Consider the following 14744-nt stretch of genomic DNA (forward strand, 5'->3'; position numbering starts at 1 on the left):
ACCTCGCCGCGGAGGCGGCCGCCGAACTCGTCCGCCGCCGCGGTGGGCCAAGCGGCGTCATGCCTCCAGTTGCGCGCGGAACCAGGAAAGCTGCGCGTTGAGCAGTTCCCGGCCGCTCGCCGTGCGGAGAACGGCGAGCGGGAAACTCGGGCGCAGCTCGATCTTCGCCGCGGGCAGGTCGATGCCGTCGATCGTGTTGAGCCGCTGCCGCAGCTGTTCGCGCAACGCCGGATCGTCGAAGGGCGGGCGCCGGGTGAGATACTGGAACACCACCTCGCAGCGGCCGCTCGGGTAGATCGTCAGCGGCCAGATCTCCGGCCGCGATCCCGCGCCGTTGGCCGATATGAGGAAGCACGACGTCTGGTCGCCGGCCCCGAAGCTGAGATACCCGCCGAGTTCGGCCCACCGGCCCAGGACACGGCGCACACCGTCGACGATCTCGGGTGGCTGGAACTCGTCGAGCTGGGCGAAGAACTTCTCCCTGCGTTGGTCGTCCGCGGTGGCCGCGGTGTCGAGATCCAGATCGTCGACGGCGACGAGCTGGGCGAGCTCGGCGGCCGTCATCCGCTGGTTCGGATGAGCCCGGCCGTGCTCGTCGAACGCGACACCCTCCGCGCGCAGCAGCTCGATCGGATCGGTGGTGATCGACGGGTCCGGCCAACGGAAACCAGGGGAGATGGTGCCGTCGGCCCGCAGCACACGGTGAGCGTTGGGGGTCGGGTGGTTGGCCAGCCGTTCACCCACCGGGACGGGGTGACTGCCGATCAGCGCGGCCAGGTCGCCGTAACTCGTCCAGGCCCCGGGGGGAAGTTCGGTGAGGGCCTGATCGAGCAGCTCCCACCGGGCGGGGGCGCTGCGCTGCGGCTGTGGGCGCACCGGCCCCGGCCAGATCGAGATGGCCCGGTCGGCGATCCGGGTGGCCCGGTCGCGGATCTCCGCACGACCCCAGCGGTCGAGCTGGGCGATCTCCTGGTTCATCGCGATGCCGCTGGAGGCGAGCGTCGCGCGCTTGGCGGCGAACTCGCCGTTACCCAGCTCGGAGTTGTACCCGGTGAGGGTGAGGTTGCCGAGCGTGTGCACGCTCGACTCGTACACCTCGTCGAGGTATTCGTCCGGGCCCAGCTCGGCCTGCAGCACGGCGTTCCACCCGGCCGTCGGTGTCTGCGGGAGGATGTGCTCGATCGTCAGCGTCTCCGGGTCGACCGGTTCCTTGCTGCCGTATGACTCCTCCAGCCACTGCAGCACGAGGGCCCGCTGCTGCGGGCGTCCGTTGAGATAGAACGGCACACTCGCCACGGCTGCCCGGACCTCGTCGTCGGAGGCGTAGTACTTCCGACCGGTCGAGAGATAGCCGCGCACCGCGTCGTCGACCGGCTGGTTCTCGTCCATCTCGGTGACGATCGACAGCAGAATCCGGTTGATGTTCGCTGTGGCGCGCCCGATCAGCAACCGCCGCACAAAGAAACTCTCGACGTACAGCATCGCGGTGGCGATCTGCTCGGACATTGCGGTTCCCCGCGCGCGCCGCTCGAACAGGTGCAGCAGAAGGGGATAGACCGTCGTCGTGCCCCAGCCGTTGAGCCGCCGCAGGCGCCGGCGAACCTGCTTGTCGGGCTCGCACGAGGGGTGGAGGATCGTGGCCAGCAACGACCCCAGCTCGGTAAAGCGCGCGACCTCGGCCTCGATCTCCTCCTCCGTCTCCAGCCGGTCCAGCCGAGCCTGCTGTCCGGCGTAGATCTCCGACTGCTTGATCCGTGCGTCGCGCTGGACGAGATCCAGCCAGAACAACAGCTCCAGGTCGGCGGCCGTCAACGTTCGTTGCAGCGGCAACCACAGCGAGTGGTAGACGGCGTCGGCGCGGGTCGGTAGCCGCATGAACAGGTAGTTGCGCAGCAGGTCGCCCTGGGTGAGCCGCAGGCCGGTGTTGTTCAGCGACTCGAAGATGCGATGGGCGTTGTCGCCCTGCTGCGCGGTGACCGAGACGAGCGAGAGCCCCGCGATCACCGCGTCCTCGATCCGCTCGATATCGGCCGGGTCGTCCGGATCATCGACGTCGATCAGCCGGGCGGAGAAGAAGCGGTACGCGGTCCCGATCGGGTCACTCCCGCCGGCCTGAACCGTCGCGTGGACACACGCCCGATACGCGTCGCGGTCTGCCTGCGTCGGCAGCAGCTTCAGCCGGTGTCGCTCGGGCTTCCAACGGTTCGTCAGGTACTGCTGATCGATGCGCTCCCGATGCTCGGGACTCTCCGTCTTCGCCCGATGGTCACGGATGGCACACAACAGGATCGACAGGGTGGTGAGGCGTTGCTGACCGTCGACGACGAGGTACTCGGCCACGCCGGCGGGCCCGTTCGACGGGCTCGGCGCAAGAACCAGCGACCCGATGAAGTGGGTGAGGCCCGGTCGCTCGACCCGGTCCTCGGCGAGCTGCCGGACGTCCTCCCACAGCCGCGCGAGCTGTGGCTTCGTCCATGAGTAGGTGCGCTGGTACAGCGGCACCTGGTACTGCTTCGAGCCTTCGAGGAGTTCCTGCAACGTCGTCTCACGAGCCGCGACCACCGGGTCACTCTATTGGGCGTGGTGGACTGGATCGCCAGGACCCGAACGGTTGCATGAGGGAACTTGTCCTTTATGGACAGTTCCCCTCGCGGCCCCGGGTCCTGCTTACTCCTGGTGAGCATTGCAAAGGTTCGTCGGAAGGGCCCCGGCCGTCAGCCGGAGCAGCCGCGTGGCGGCACCCGAACCGGGCCGGAGGACCCTGTCCGGGCGGACGGGTTGCTGCGCTACAAGTGGCGCGGCGACGACCCCGATCACGCCGAGAACCGGGCGCTGCGCACTGCCATGCACCAGGCGGTGCCGCTGATCTGGTTCTTCGGCATCGCGCCGGGCGTCTACAAGCCGATCTACCCGGTGTACCTGCTGTGGGAGGAGCCGCAGCACCGGCAGTTCGTCATCGACCCCGACGTCGCCCGGGGCCTCGTCGCGCCGGGAGAACACGTCGCCGAGCATGTCCGCCGCTACATCCTCCGCGAGATGAAGCAGCGGTTGCACCAGCCGGTCTTCCGGGCGACGGTGCTGCGTGCCTACGCGACGCGGTGTGCGGTGTGCGCGCTGCGGCACGCGCAGTTGCTCGATGCGGCACACATCGTGCCGGACCGGGACGAGGCCGGTATCGCGGCGGTGCGGAACGGCCTGGCGCTGTGCAAGATCCACCACGCGGCTTACGACAGCTCGGTGTTGGGAATCCGCCCGGACCTCGTCGTCGAGATCCGCGCCGATCTGCTGGAGGAGATCGACGGGCCGATGCTCGAGCACGGGCTGAAGGGCCGGCACGGCCAGCGGCTGATGGCGGTGCCGAAGGTCAGGGCCGAGCGCCCGGACGCCGAGCTGCTCGAACAGCGATACGCCACCTTCCGGGCCGCCGACTGACCCGATGAGCGCCTATCGAAACGTCATCCGATGACGGGCCCGGTCGAGATCCCGCGCACGCCGCGGCGGATCGTCACCCTTGGTCGCGAGGCCGAGGTGGTGCTGGCACTTGGCCTGACACCGCTGGGTATGCCCAGGAGCTACTACGGCGGTGACGTCGAGCCGTACCTGCGGGATCGAATCGCCGGAGCGGACGTCACGCTCCTCGACGTGGCGGACGGGATCCCCTACGAGCAGGTCGCGGCGCTGAAGCCGGATGTGATCCTCGCCGGGACCTCCACGGGGTCGTAGCGGAGAAACCACGGTCGTCGCAGTTCGCGCCCGTCATCACCTACCGTCGCGGCTCCTATGTGGACACCTGGCAGGAACAGGCCACGCTCATCGCCGAGGTGCTCGGCGAGCAGGAGCGCACGGCGTCGGTCGTGCGCGACCTCGAGGCGCGCATCGCCGACGTCGCCGCCCGGCACCCCGTGCCCGCAACGCCCGTACCCGCGGAGGGCCCGCCGCCGTGTTCGTCGCGAGGATCCGGCGCGCCCGCTCGTCGTCCCAGTCGTGCAGGATCCGCTTGAGCAGGTACAGATCGCCCTCAGGTGCCTCGGCGAAGAAGCCAGCGCCGACCAGCTCGATCCGCTGGGCCGCCGGGGAGCCCGAGATCCGTCGGCGCGCCCCGTCGATCACGTGCGGCCGGTCAACCGGGTCACGAACCCGAGCAGCGGTGTGTAGTACTCCCGGTACAGGTTGATCGCGCGTTCGGCATCGTCGCGGCGGGCGCCGGCCCGTTCCGCCGGTTCCTCCGTTGCCTCTTCGGGCGGCATATCCGCCCGGCCCCAGCCCAGGTACGGCCGGGCACCTCCCCGAGCCGTACCTGCTCGTGGCGGGCGGCCCGGTCCCGGCACCGGAGCTCGCGGCCCCCACCGCGGCGACCCTGGGTCGCGTCCGCGGCGCGATGGCTGTGCACGGCAGCGGCCGGAGCCCGCCGAACTTCGGCGACGACGCCGCGGCGATCTATCCGCCGACCGTGCTCGCCCGGCTGCGGGGATCAAGCGCTGCCGGGACCGACATCCGGTGATCCGCGGGAACCGGCCGCTCCTGCCCGCTGCCCAGGCCGGGCGGTAAGGGCGGGAGCCGAAGGTCGATACCGACCAACGTCACCAACAACCCAGCCAATCTCACGAAGAACTTGCCGAGGAGCTTTGCGAGGATCAGTGGTTGGGTGCGACTCCACGCACCAGATCACAACAGACGGAGAGACAGCGACGATGGGATACGGCAAGGCGGTCCAGGACGAGCTGCGCGGCCCCGCCCGTGAACTCAGGCGGATGATCCCCAAGGTCTACGCGGGCTTCGGCAACCTGGCCGAGGCGGCGCTCAGCCCCGGGGAACTGGACGCGAAGACCAAGGAACTCATTGCGCTGGCGCTTTCGGTCGGACTCGAATGCGACGGATGCATCGCCGCGCATGCCCGTGGCGCCGCGCGCCACGGCGCCACGCCGGAGGAGGTCGCGGAAGCCATCGGCGTCGTAATCCTTATGCACGGCGGCCCGGGCACGGTCTACGGTCCGCGCGCCTTCGCGGCGTTCCAGGAGTTCCACGACGACGGGAAGGCCGGCGACCGGACCGCCGGCTGACCCGTTCACCAGATGCGGACGCGCCGCTCCGGCGGCGTGTACAGCGCATCGGCCTCCTGAACGTCGAACACCTCGTGGAAGGCGTCGAGGTTGGTGACCACGGCGTTGCAGCGCAGGTCGGGCGGGGAGTGCGGGTCCACGGCCAGCCTGCGGATGGCCTCGGCGTCGCGGGTCACGGCCCGCCACACCTGCGCCCAGCCGATGAGCACCCGCGCCACGCCGGTGAGCCCGTCGAGCACCGGCGCCTCGTCGTCACCCAACGCGATCTTGTAGGCCTTGATCGCGATGGTCAGACCGCCGAGGTCGCCGATGTTCTCCCCGACGGTCAGCGCGCCGTTGACCTTGTGGTCGGACAGCCCGGCCGGGGAAAGGGCGTTGTACTGCTCGATCAACGCCTGGGCCCGGCGGTCGAACTCGGCGCGGTCCTCGGGCTCCCACCAGTCGGTCATGTTGCCCTCGCCGTCGTAGCGCGAGCCCTGGTCGTCGAACCCGTGGCCGATCTCGTGACCGATGACGGCGCCGATGCCGCCGTAGTTCGCGGCGTCGTCGGCGTCGGCGTCGAAGAACGGCGGCTGCAGGATCGCGGCGGGAAAGACGATCTCGTTCATCCGCGGGTGGTAGTAGGCGTTGACCGTCTGCGGGGTCATCAGCCACTCGTTCCGGTCGACCGGCTTGCCGATCTTGGCGAGCTCGAAGTCGGTGGCCCACGCGCCGGCGCGCAGCACGTTGCCGAGCAGGTCGTCGGGGCTGATCTCCAGGGCCGAGTAGTCCTTCCACTCGTCCGGGTAGCCGATCTTCGGGGTGAACCGCTCCAGCTTCGCCAGCGCCCGCTCCCGCGTGGCCGGTCCCATCCAGTCCAGCTGGCTGATGCTCTGCCGGTAGGCCTCGACCAGGTTCGCGACGAGGGCGACCATCCGCTCCTTCGCCGACGTGGGGAAATGCCGCTGCACATACAGCTGGCCCACGGCCTCGCCCAACGCGCCCTCGACCAGCGAAACTCCGCGCTTCCACCGCTCGCGAAGCTGCGGCGTGCCGGACAGGGTCCGGCCGTAGAACGCGAAGTCCTCCTCGACGACCGCGTCGTTCAGATGGTCGGCGCAGGCGGACGCCGTGCGGATCGCGAGCCACGCCCGCCACTGCTCCAGCGGACGCTGCGCCCACAGCCGCGCGGCGGCGGCGACGAAGCTCGGCTGCCGGACGATGACCTCGTCGAACGCGCCCGACGGCGCCCCGAGGGCCGCGAGCCACGGCTCCCAGTCGAACTCCGGCGCGTTCTGCCGCAACGCCGGCAGCGTCATCAGGGTGTAGGTCTTCTCCGCGTCGCGGTTGGTCACCCGGTCCCAGGAGGCTGCGGCCAGCGCCGTCTCCAGCTCCATCACGGTGTCGGCGAGCCGGGCCGGTTCGGGCAGCCCGACCAGCTCGGCGAGCCGTGCCAGATGTTCCACGTAGGCCTTGCGGATCTCGGCGTAGGCGTCCTCGCGGTAGTAGGACTCGTCCGGAAGGCCGAGGCCGGACTGCGACAGATGCACCAGATATCGCGTGGAGTCCTTGGCGTCGGTGCTCACGAAGGCGCCGAACAGCGCCGTGCGGCCCTCCCGCTGGCGCCGGCCCAGCACCGAGGCCAGCTCCGTCCTGTCGCCGGCGCCCGCGATCTCGTCCAACAGCTTCTGAAGCGGCGCGGTCCCGAGCGCCTCGATGCGCTCGACGTCCATGAACGAGGCGTAGAGATCGGCGATCTTGCGGGCCTCGCTGCCGGGCTCGCCGTCGGCCTGCTCAACGATCGCGTGCACGTCGGCCTCGGCGCGGTCGCGCAGCGCCCGGAACGCGCCGTCCTGCGCCCGGTCCTCGGGGATCTCGTGGGTGCGCAGCCATCGGCCGTTCACGTGACCGAACAGGTCGTCCTGCGGGCGGGTTTCGGGGTCGACCCACCGCAGGTCCAGGCCGGCGCGGGTCGGTTGCGTCGAGATGGTCACACCACATCATGCCCTGCCGGTGGGATTCACGACTGCAAACGAAGTCGGGGCGTGGGTCCGCGCCGGGCCGGAATCGTCGGTGCCGGGTGCCACCGTCGGTGCATGACGAATTTCTTCGACGGCCGGGCCCCGAGGTGGGACCCCGACGACGTCGAGTTCCGCTCCGACGATGACGACGACGTGTTCGCCCGTCCCGTCCTGGGCCTCAGCTCGGGACGAGCGACGGCACCCTGCGCGCGGCGCAGGAATGGGCGGTTCGCGAGGGGCTGAACTGGCCCGAGCTGGGGGAACGCCTGTGCGGCCGCGGGGGCTACTGCGACTGCGAGGTGTTGCTCAACGCGCTGGAGCCGGACTGACCGGCGCCGCCGGCATACGCCATCCCCGGGCGGCACCGTGCTCGATAGGGTTCCGCCATGACGGCGGCGGATGCCGATCTCGCGGCACGGCTCGAGACCGAGGCCCAGGAGTATCCGGACGAGCGTGGCGAGATCCAGCTGGAGGCCGCGCAGGCGTGGATCCGGGCCGGGAATCTCGAGCGCGCCACCCGCCTGCTCGGCGACCTGATCGGGGCGGGCGGTGAGGACGGCTGCTACGCACGCGTGGAGATGGTCGAGCTCCTGTTGAAGGACGACCGCGACGCCGAGGCGGAGGGTCAGCTCGCCGCGCTGGCTCGGGATCCGGCGTTGCATGACGGGCACTGCCAGCTGGTTGCCGAGCTGCTGGCCGAACGCCGGGATCTGAACGGGGCGCTGAAGTGGTACGACCGGCTGGTCGCCCGCCTGTCGTCCGAGGAGATCGAGGCCGTGCGTGGACCGGAAGGCTGGCTGGCGTTCGCGTCGATCCCGCTCCGCGGCCGGCGCGAGGTTCGCCGGGAGCTCGGCCTGGCCCCGGACGCGACGGATTCCGCGGTCCGGGCCGACTACGCCGGCGTGGTGCCCAGGGAACAGACGATTCCGTGACCCCTGCCGCGCAACGAGGCGTGCTGGTGCGGCTCGGGCAAGAAGTACAAGAAGTGCTGCGGCGCCGTCCGTTGATCCGAACTCGATCACCTGGTGTTCCGGCCGGCCGGGGATGTGAAACGGACGCGGCGTGCGCACCCCCGAGGCCGGCGCCGGTGAACGCCCCGAGCGAGACCGGGGTCGCCGCCGTGATGCGATGGAGACCGTGACCTTCGCTGAGGCCCTCGTCCGGCTGGGTGCCGAGCGCCTGACCGCGTTGCTGCAGGCCCGGCCCGACGTGCTGGTCGAGCCGATACCGCGCAGTTTCGAGCAGCTCGCGCGGCGGCTCAACGGCGTCGAGTCGCTCTCCGCCGCGCTCGAACTCTGCACCGGCGACATGATCGTCAGCGGCCGGGCGGTCGCGCTGCTGAATGCCGGTGCGACCGTGCCGGCGGTGGCCGAGCTGCTCGGATCGCCGGAGCCGCTGGTGACCGAGGCCGTGGACGAGCTGTGCACGCGGGGCCTGGCCTGGCGGGACGGCGAGCGGATCGCGCTGCCGGACCGGCTCGCGGCGCATCTCACCCAGGACGTGGACACGTTCCGGCCGGTCGCGGTGATCGCCCGCCAGTCCGTCGTCGACGACCTGCGGGCTGCGGTACGGGCCCTCGGCGGGACAACCGAGGGCCTGCGCAAGCCCCAGCTGGTCGCCCGGCTCGCCGAGCTGATGGCCGACCGGGACACGATCGGGCGGGCGGTCGCCGGTCTGTCCCGCCAGGCTCGGCGCCGGTTCGACCTGGTCCGCCAGGGCCACGGCTTCTACCTCCCGTTCTACGGGACCGACCCCACGCAACAGGAGGATGTGCTGGTGCGGGCCGGGCTGCTGCTGCCGGTCTACGGCACCGGGGAACTTCCGCGGGAGGTCGCGGTCGCGGCGTGGGGGATCGAGCTGAAAGCCGCCCTGACCGGTCCGCCGGGGCTCCCCGACGCCGAACCCGAGGCCGCGAACGTGGCCCGGTCCGCGGCCGAGGACCTGCTTCGCGGGCTGACCGGGCTGCTCGACGAGGCGCGCGCCTCGGGCCTCACCGCGCTGAAGAAGGGCGGCGTCGGAACCCGTGAGCGGGCCCGCCTCGCCAAACGGCTCTCGGCGGCACCGGAGGACATCGGGTTGTGGATCGACCTGGCGAGCGCCGCCGGGCTGCTGGCCCGCGCCGGCAGCCGGTACGCGCCCACGGCCGGGTACGACCAGTGGCGGGAGTCCGCGCCCGGCGACCGGTGGGCGGCGGTCGCGCGCGCGTGGTGGGATCTCGAGTTCGCCCCCACCTATCGCAAGATCGATGACGATACCGAGGCGCCACCGCCCGTCCCGCTGGCCTCCGAGGCCGGCATGATCCGCCGGGCGCTGCTCAGGGCCGCCGCGGGCGGCCGGTCCGTCGAGGCGGCCGGCATGCATATCGGCTGGTTCTGTCCGCTTCAGCACTACCCGCGGGACGAGATGGCGCTTCGCGTGCACGCCGCGGTCACGGAGGCCCGGTCGCTCGGCGTCGTCAGCGGAGATCGTGTGTCGGACCCCGGTGAGCATCTGGTCGCCGGTGGCGATGACCTCGGGCGGCGGTGCGCCGCCCTGCTCCCCGAGGCGCAGGGGATGCTCGTCCTCCAGTCGGACCTCACCGCGGTGGCATCCGGGCAGCCGAGCGCGGCCGCGGCCCGGCTGCTGGCCGCCGCGGCGGTCCCGGAGAGTCATGGTGTGGCCGCCACCTGGCGGTTCTCGTCGGCGAGCGTGCGGGCGGCGTTCGACGCCGGCTGGAGCCCCGACGAGCTGCGTGCCGAGCTGCGCGCCATCTCCGACCGCGAGCTGCCCCAGCCGTTGGACTACCTCATCTCCGACGTCGCCCGCCGGCACGGCAGCGTGCGGGTGCGGGGCCTGGCGTCCTGCATCGTCGGCTCGGAGTCCGAGATCGCCGAGATCCTGCACACCCGGTCGCTGCGGAAACTCCAGCTCAGTGCGCTCGCCCCCACCGTGCTGGCCAGCCCCTTCGGGACCGACCGGGTGCTCGCCGGGTTGCGGAAGGCCGGGTTCGCGCCGCTGGCCGAGGACGCCGACGGGGTGGTGATCGTGGAGAAGCGCCCGGAGAAGCGGGCTCCCACCCCAGCCGCTGCGGTTCGGAGCCGACCGCGTGCCACGGCGGCCGAGCTCGCCCGCCTGCTGCTGGGTGGCCCCGGTGAGGACGGTGATGACCATGAGCCGGAGTCCCCGACCCACGCCGCGCTGGCCGCGCTCACGTCCCCGCTCGACTCCGCCGAGCTCGCCCTGCTGGCCGATGCGATCGACAACCAGCGCGACGTGTCGATCCTGTACCGGGACAAGCAAGGGAACCGCACGGTCCGCGACATTCGGCCCCGTGAGCTGTACGGGCGGTGGCTGGACGCGTGGTGCCACCTCAAGAACGCGCAGCGCGACTTCGCGGTGGCGAATATCGAGGCGGTCGCGCCCGCGGGGTAGAGCCGGGAGCGGGCCGCCGCACACCGTGACCCGATCGGTTCCCCGGCGGGACCTCACCACCCCCGGTGAGTGCGTAACAGTGTTGGAACACTGTTACGCACTCACCGGGGGTTAGGCCAGGGACAAGAAGAGGCGCTCCAGCTTGGCCCGGTCGACCTCGCCTCCGTCGCCGGCCGCGATACACTTCTGCAGCCCGGAGGAGATGATCGCGAAGCCGGCCTTGTCGAGGGCCCGGGAGACCGCGGCGAGCTGGGTGACCACGTCCTCGCAGTCGCGGCCCTCCTGCAACATCCGGATGATCCCGCCGATCTGGCCCTCGGCTCGGCGCAAGCGATTGATGACACTGCCGACGACGTCGTCGTCCAGCTGCATCGCCCACTCCTCCTCACTCACTCTGCTACCGGCCCTCAGCGCTGATGTTCGCCCCGCCGCTCAACGCGATTCGGCGAGCTGGCCGATCACCGCCTGTGGATCGTAGGACGACGGGCGGTTCCAGGGCATCTTCGCCAGCAGCATCGCCATGCCGCAGGTGCCGGTGGCGCCGGCGAACACGAGTCCGGCGCCGATCGCGCCGGACAGCCACTTCAGGCGCGGTACGGCGATACTGCCGAGCACGCCGCCGAGGACGAGGGAACCCGCGGTGAAGCGGACCTGACGTTCGAGATCCCAGCAGTCGCGGCCCCGGTTGACCGTCCCACCGACGGCCTCCCAGCCGGACATGCCGCCGGTGAGCACCTGCACACCGGGGAGTCCGGCCTCGGCCAGGGTCCGCTCGGCCTGTTCGGCGCGCTGCCCGGAGCGGCAGACGAGCACGACATCGGTGTCGAGGTGGTGGCGCAGCTCGTCACGGTGCTCACGCAATGTGTCCAACGGGACGTTGTAGGAACCCGGGATGTGGACCGCGGCGAACTCGGCGGGGGTGCGGACGTCGAGCAGCCGGGGCGGGTTGGCCGAGGCGAGGCGCTCCTGCAGCAGCGCGCAGTCGAGGCGGACGGTGTCGGTGGCAGCGGTCATGCAACTCTCTCCTGCTTGGTTGGGGTGATCAGCCCGATCTCCTGGGCGTGTTCGATGGCGTCGTCGATGGTGACGACGTCGTGGCCGCGCGCCGACAGCAGGGCCGCGACGACCCCGGCTCGATAACCGCCTGCGCAGTGCACCCAGACCGGGCCCGCGGGCACCTCGGTGAGCCGGTCGAGGACCTCGTGGATCGGGATGTGCACCGATCCGGGCACATGCCCCTCGGCCCGCTCCTGGTTGCGCCGCACGTCCAGCACCGCGGGCGGTGCTGGACGGTTCAGCGCCTCGGCCAGTTCGGCGTACGTGGCCCGTGGCAGCGACGCCAGCGGGGCGGTACCGGACCACTGCTCGGGGCCTCCGGTGGCCATGGCGGCGGGCCGGTCGATCCCGATGCGAACGAGCTCGCGCTGGGCGGCGGCGACCTCCTCGGCGGTCGCGCCGAGCAGCGTGATCGGGGTGCCCCAGGGCACCAGCCACCCGAGGTAGGTGACGAACGGCCCGTCGAGCGGGAAGGAAAGGCTGCCCGCGAGATGTCCGGCGGAGAACGCCGTGCCGTCGCGCAGGTCGACCACCCATTCGCCGGCCTCGATCCGGGCCCGGAGCTCGTCGGGATCGGCGATCGCGGGCGGGGACAGGTCGGGGGCGGACGGGCCCGCGCTGTTGGCCGGGTCCATGTGCGCGTAATAGGCGGGGTAGGCGTCGAGCCCGGCGAGCAGCTCGCGGACGTAGCTCTGCTCGTCGCGGGTCAGCGCCGGGTTGCCGAGCTTCTCCTGGCCGATGGTGCTGGACGTGGCCTCGCTCTGGCTCGCCGAGCAGAAGCTGCCGAACCCGTGGGTCGGGTAGACCGCGGTCGCCTCGGGAAGCTCGTTCGCCAGCCGCTGAGCCGAGCGCCACTGGGCACGCACCAGCGTGTCGGTGTGGTCCGGGCCGAGCAGGTCGGGCCGCCCGGTGGACCCGTACAGCAGCGAACCACCGGTGAAGACCGCGACCGGTTCGTCCCCTTCGAACAGCGCGTAGGACAGGTGGGTGTGGGTGTGGCCCGGGGTGTGCAGCACCCGCACGGTCATCGCCCCGACGTCGATCACGTCGTCGTCACGCACCCCGGTGCGCGCGAAGGACACCGGGTCGTCCGCGTTGAGCAGGTAGACCGCGCCGGTCGCCTCGGCGAGCGCGAACCCGCCGGTGACGTAGTCGTTGTGGATATGGGTCTCGGCCACGTGGGTGATCCGCACGCCTTCGGCGCGGGCGAGATCAAGCACCCGGTCGATGTCCCGCTGCGGGTCCACCACAAAGGCGACCTCGCCGTCGTGCGCCAGATAGCTGCGGTCACCGAGCCCGGTGGTGTCGAGCGGAAGGACGGTGATCATCAGAGCTCCTCTCGGGTCCTGGGGGTGGCCGCGGTTGGCGAGAATACCCCCTCGGGTATCTGCCTCAACCGAGGATACTTCCTGCGGTATTCCCGAGATCCGGGTCATGTAGACGACGGCTTGCGCGCGCGGATGATCGCCGAGGTCGCCTGCGGGTGCACCCGGTGTGTCGTGGTGATCTCGACGTCCGTCAGGCCGGCGGCGGCCAGCGCCTGCTCGAACTGCTGGCGGGTGAGGGCGCCTGCGATGCAGCCGGTCCACTGCTCCATATCGGCCCGAGTGGCCTCGCCCAGATCGGGGTCCGCGAGCACGTCGGAGACCGCGAACCGGCCGCCCGGGCGCAGCACCCTGGCCGCCTCGCGGAGCACGATCGGCTTGTCGGCGGCCAGGTTGATCACGCAGTTGGAGATCACGACGTCCACGCTGGCGTCGGGCAGGGGGAGATCCTCCAGATAGCCCTGCAGGAACTCGACGTTGCCGACGCCGGCCGCGGCGGCGTTGCGCCGGGCCAGATCGAGCATCTCGGGCGTCATGTCCAGCCCGATGGCCCGGCCGTCGGGGGCGACCCGGCGCGCGGAGATGAGAACGTCGGCTCCGGCGCCGGACCCGAGGTCGAGGACGACCTCGCCCGGCCGCAGGTCCGCGACCGCGGTCGGCACCCCGCAGCCGAGCGAGGCTGCGATCGCGTCGTCGGTGGCACCCTCCACCGCCTCGCCGGCGTAGAGCGTCGAGCCGAACACCTCGTCCTGCTGCACGTCGCCGCAGGAGCCCTCGGGCGAGCAGCAGCCCAGCTCGGCGGCCTGGGCCCGCTCGTGCTCGTCGGCCGCGGCGTGCGTCGCGGCCGCGGCATAGCGGGCGCGTACGGCCTCGCGGATCTCGGTCCGGTCGGTCATGGTGGCTCCCTTGTTCGGAGGTGATCCTGCTGGTCAGTCGATGGCCCGGCGGCGTTCCATGAGGACGGTGTCGCGCCACCGGCCGTGGTGGCGCCCGATGCGTTGGCGGACGCCGAGGGTGCGGAACCCGGCGGACAGGTGCAGGGCGATGCCGGCCCGGTTCTCCGGGAAGACCGAGCACTGCAGGGTCCACAGCCCGGCCGTGTCGGCGGCGGTCACCAGGCGGTGGAGGAGGGCCCTGCCGACCGCGCGGCCCCGGTGGCCGTCGCCGACGTAGACGGAGGTTTCGGCGACGCCCGCGTACACCGGCCGGCGGGAGACGGCCGTGGCAGCCGCCCAGCCGACGACCTGATCGTCGATCTCCGCCACCCACCGGTGCCCGTCCAGCCAGGACCGGTCGAGCGCGCGCCGGCCGGGAACCTCGGTTTCGAAGGTGGCGTCCCCGGCGGCGATTCCCTCCGCGTAGATTCGCCGCACCGCGGGCCAATCCATCGGTTCCAGGGCGCGGACGGTGGTGTCGGCGGGAAGACCCTCGGGACAGCACCGCCGCGGCGCAAGCATTCCCATCACCGCGTCCGCCGCATGGGGCAATCCGGTGCAGCACTCCGGGTTCACCGAGACCAGCGTCGCGGTCTTCTCCTTGCGCAGCACCAGGAACCCGACGTCCGCGAGCTTACGAACGTGGTGCGAGCAGGTGGACTGGCTGATCCCGAGCTGCTCGGCAAGCTCGCCCACGGGCACCGCGCCCCCGGCGACCGCGACCGTGTGCAGCAGGCGGACCCGGGTCGGGTCGGCCAGGCAGGCGAACCACTCCGCGTAGGTGGCGACGTCCCGGGGGGACAGCTGCGCCGGCTGGCTCGGCGGCATCACGGTGCGGGCAGCCTCGTGCTCATGAGGCAAGTATCGACATACATCGATGGACATATCAATCGATGTATGTCGATATAGTCGTGCCCGGTCAATCGGCTTGCGTCGATGGAGATGGTTCCCATGGAG

At 71.2% G+C, this 14744-nt stretch carries 18 protein-coding genes; 9 read left to right on the forward strand and 9 right to left on the reverse strand.

Annotated features, from left to right (window positions below; genetic code table 11):
• Positions 1-57: 57 nt before the first annotated feature.
• The gene (locus G567_RS0106265; RefSeq protein ID WP_028929311.1) at positions 58-2562 is read right to left on the reverse strand and encodes a GmrSD restriction endonuclease domain-containing protein; all 2505 of its coding nucleotides are present in this window, start codon (positions 2560-2562) and stop codon (positions 58-60) included.
• Positions 2563-2676: 114 nt separating this feature from the next.
• Between G567_RS0106265 and G567_RS27080 the strand changes: the two genes are divergently transcribed.
• Both G567_RS27080 and G567_RS31835 read left to right on the forward strand, forming a co-directional pair.
• The gene (locus G567_RS27080) at positions 2677-3432 is read left to right on the forward strand and encodes an HNH endonuclease (RefSeq protein ID WP_211223857.1); all 756 of its coding nucleotides are present in this window, start codon (positions 2677-2679) and stop codon (positions 3430-3432) included.
• Positions 3433-3462: 30 nt separating this feature from the next.
• On the forward strand, positions 3463-3723 hold the full coding sequence (locus tag G567_RS31835; RefSeq protein WP_028929312.1) for a TroA family protein: 261 nt from the start codon (positions 3463-3465) through the stop codon (positions 3721-3723).
• Between the two features lie 87 nt (positions 3724-3810).
• On the opposite strand, the gene G567_RS36005 is transcribed toward G567_RS31835, so the two are convergent.
• Complete coding sequence (locus tag G567_RS36005) at positions 3811-4110, reverse strand: methyltransferase (RefSeq protein WP_161631672.1); 300 nt, start codon at positions 4108-4110, stop codon at positions 3811-3813.
• Complete coding sequence (locus G567_RS36010) at positions 4107-4247, reverse strand: hypothetical protein (protein ID WP_161631673.1); 141 nt, start codon at positions 4245-4247, stop codon at positions 4107-4109. The genes G567_RS36005 and G567_RS36010 overlap by 4 nt, the downstream gene beginning before the upstream one ends.
• Positions 4248-4303: 56 nt before the next feature.
• Between G567_RS36010 and G567_RS36015 the strand changes: the two genes are divergently transcribed.
• Complete coding sequence (locus G567_RS36015) at positions 4304-4501, forward strand: hypothetical protein (protein ID WP_028929313.1); 198 nt, start codon at positions 4304-4306, stop codon at positions 4499-4501.
• Between the two features lie 190 nt (positions 4502-4691).
• On the forward strand, positions 4692-5060 hold the full coding sequence (locus G567_RS0106290) for a carboxymuconolactone decarboxylase family protein (protein WP_028929314.1): 369 nt from the start codon (positions 4692-4694) through the stop codon (positions 5058-5060).
• Positions 5061-5065: 5 nt separating this feature from the next.
• Here the strand turns inward: G567_RS0106290 and G567_RS0106295 are convergent, their stop codons facing one another.
• Entirely contained in the window at positions 5066-7033 is a 1968-nt protein-coding gene (locus G567_RS0106295) for a M13 family metallopeptidase (protein WP_245585562.1), read from the reverse strand.
• A gap of 102 nt (positions 7034-7135) precedes the next feature.
• Between G567_RS0106295 and G567_RS33975 the strand changes: the two genes are divergently transcribed.
• The 5 genes from G567_RS33975 to G567_RS0106310 all read left to right on the forward strand — a co-directional run bounded on the left by G567_RS33975 (position 7136) and on the right by G567_RS0106310 (position 10471).
• Positions 7136-7303 (forward strand): hypothetical protein, encoded by a 168-nt coding sequence (locus G567_RS33975; protein ID WP_154667126.1) that lies wholly within the window; start codon positions 7136-7138, stop codon positions 7301-7303.
• Entirely contained in the window at positions 7300-7389 is a 90-nt protein-coding gene (locus tag G567_RS37050) for a DUF2695 domain-containing protein (protein WP_373865885.1), read from the forward strand. Before G567_RS33975 ends, G567_RS37050 begins: the two co-directional genes overlap by 4 nt.
• A gap of 57 nt (positions 7390-7446) precedes the next feature.
• Entirely contained in the window at positions 7447-7992 is a 546-nt protein-coding gene (locus G567_RS0106305; protein ID WP_028929316.1) for a hypothetical protein, read from the forward strand.
• A 3-nt stretch (positions 7993-7995) separates the two neighbouring features.
• Positions 7996-8067, forward strand: coding sequence for an SEC-C metal-binding domain-containing protein (locus tag G567_RS37055; protein WP_147200950.1), 72 nt, complete (start codon positions 7996-7998; stop codon positions 8065-8067).
• A 121-nt stretch (positions 8068-8188) separates the two neighbouring features.
• The gene (locus G567_RS0106310) at positions 8189-10471 is read left to right on the forward strand and encodes a helicase-associated domain-containing protein (RefSeq protein WP_028929317.1); all 2283 of its coding nucleotides are present in this window, start codon (positions 8189-8191) and stop codon (positions 10469-10471) included.
• Between the two features lie 111 nt (positions 10472-10582).
• Here G567_RS0106310 and G567_RS0106315 read toward each other — a convergent pair whose 3' ends face one another.
• The 5 genes from G567_RS0106315 to G567_RS0106335 form a co-directional block, all read right to left on the reverse strand.
• Positions 10583-10843, reverse strand: a complete 261-nt coding sequence (locus G567_RS0106315; RefSeq protein ID WP_028929318.1) for a metal-sensitive transcriptional regulator — start codon at positions 10841-10843, stop codon at positions 10583-10585.
• Between the two features lie 60 nt (positions 10844-10903).
• Positions 10904-11485, reverse strand: a complete 582-nt coding sequence (locus G567_RS0106320; RefSeq protein WP_028929319.1) for a rhodanese-like domain-containing protein — start codon at positions 11483-11485, stop codon at positions 10904-10906.
• Positions 11482-12855 (reverse strand): MBL fold metallo-hydrolase, encoded by a 1374-nt coding sequence (locus G567_RS0106325; protein WP_028929320.1) that lies wholly within the window; start codon positions 12853-12855, stop codon positions 11482-11484. The genes G567_RS0106320 and G567_RS0106325 overlap by 4 nt, the downstream gene beginning before the upstream one ends.
• 104 nt (positions 12856-12959) lie before the next feature.
• Positions 12960-13748: an arsenite methyltransferase gene (gene arsM / locus G567_RS0106330; protein ID WP_028929321.1), complete on the reverse strand. Its 789-nt coding sequence runs from the start codon at positions 13746-13748 to the stop codon at positions 12960-12962.
• A 33-nt stretch (positions 13749-13781) separates the two neighbouring features.
• The gene (locus G567_RS0106335) at positions 13782-14615 is read right to left on the reverse strand and encodes a helix-turn-helix domain-containing GNAT family N-acetyltransferase (RefSeq protein ID WP_028929322.1); all 834 of its coding nucleotides are present in this window, start codon (positions 14613-14615) and stop codon (positions 13782-13784) included.
• Between the last annotated feature and the right edge of the window lie 129 nt (positions 14616-14744).

Source organism: Pseudonocardia asaccharolytica DSM 44247 = NBRC 16224 (genome assembly GCF_000423625.1).
Classification (GTDB): Bacteria; Actinomycetota; Actinomycetes; order Mycobacteriales; family Pseudonocardiaceae; genus Pseudonocardia; species Pseudonocardia asaccharolytica.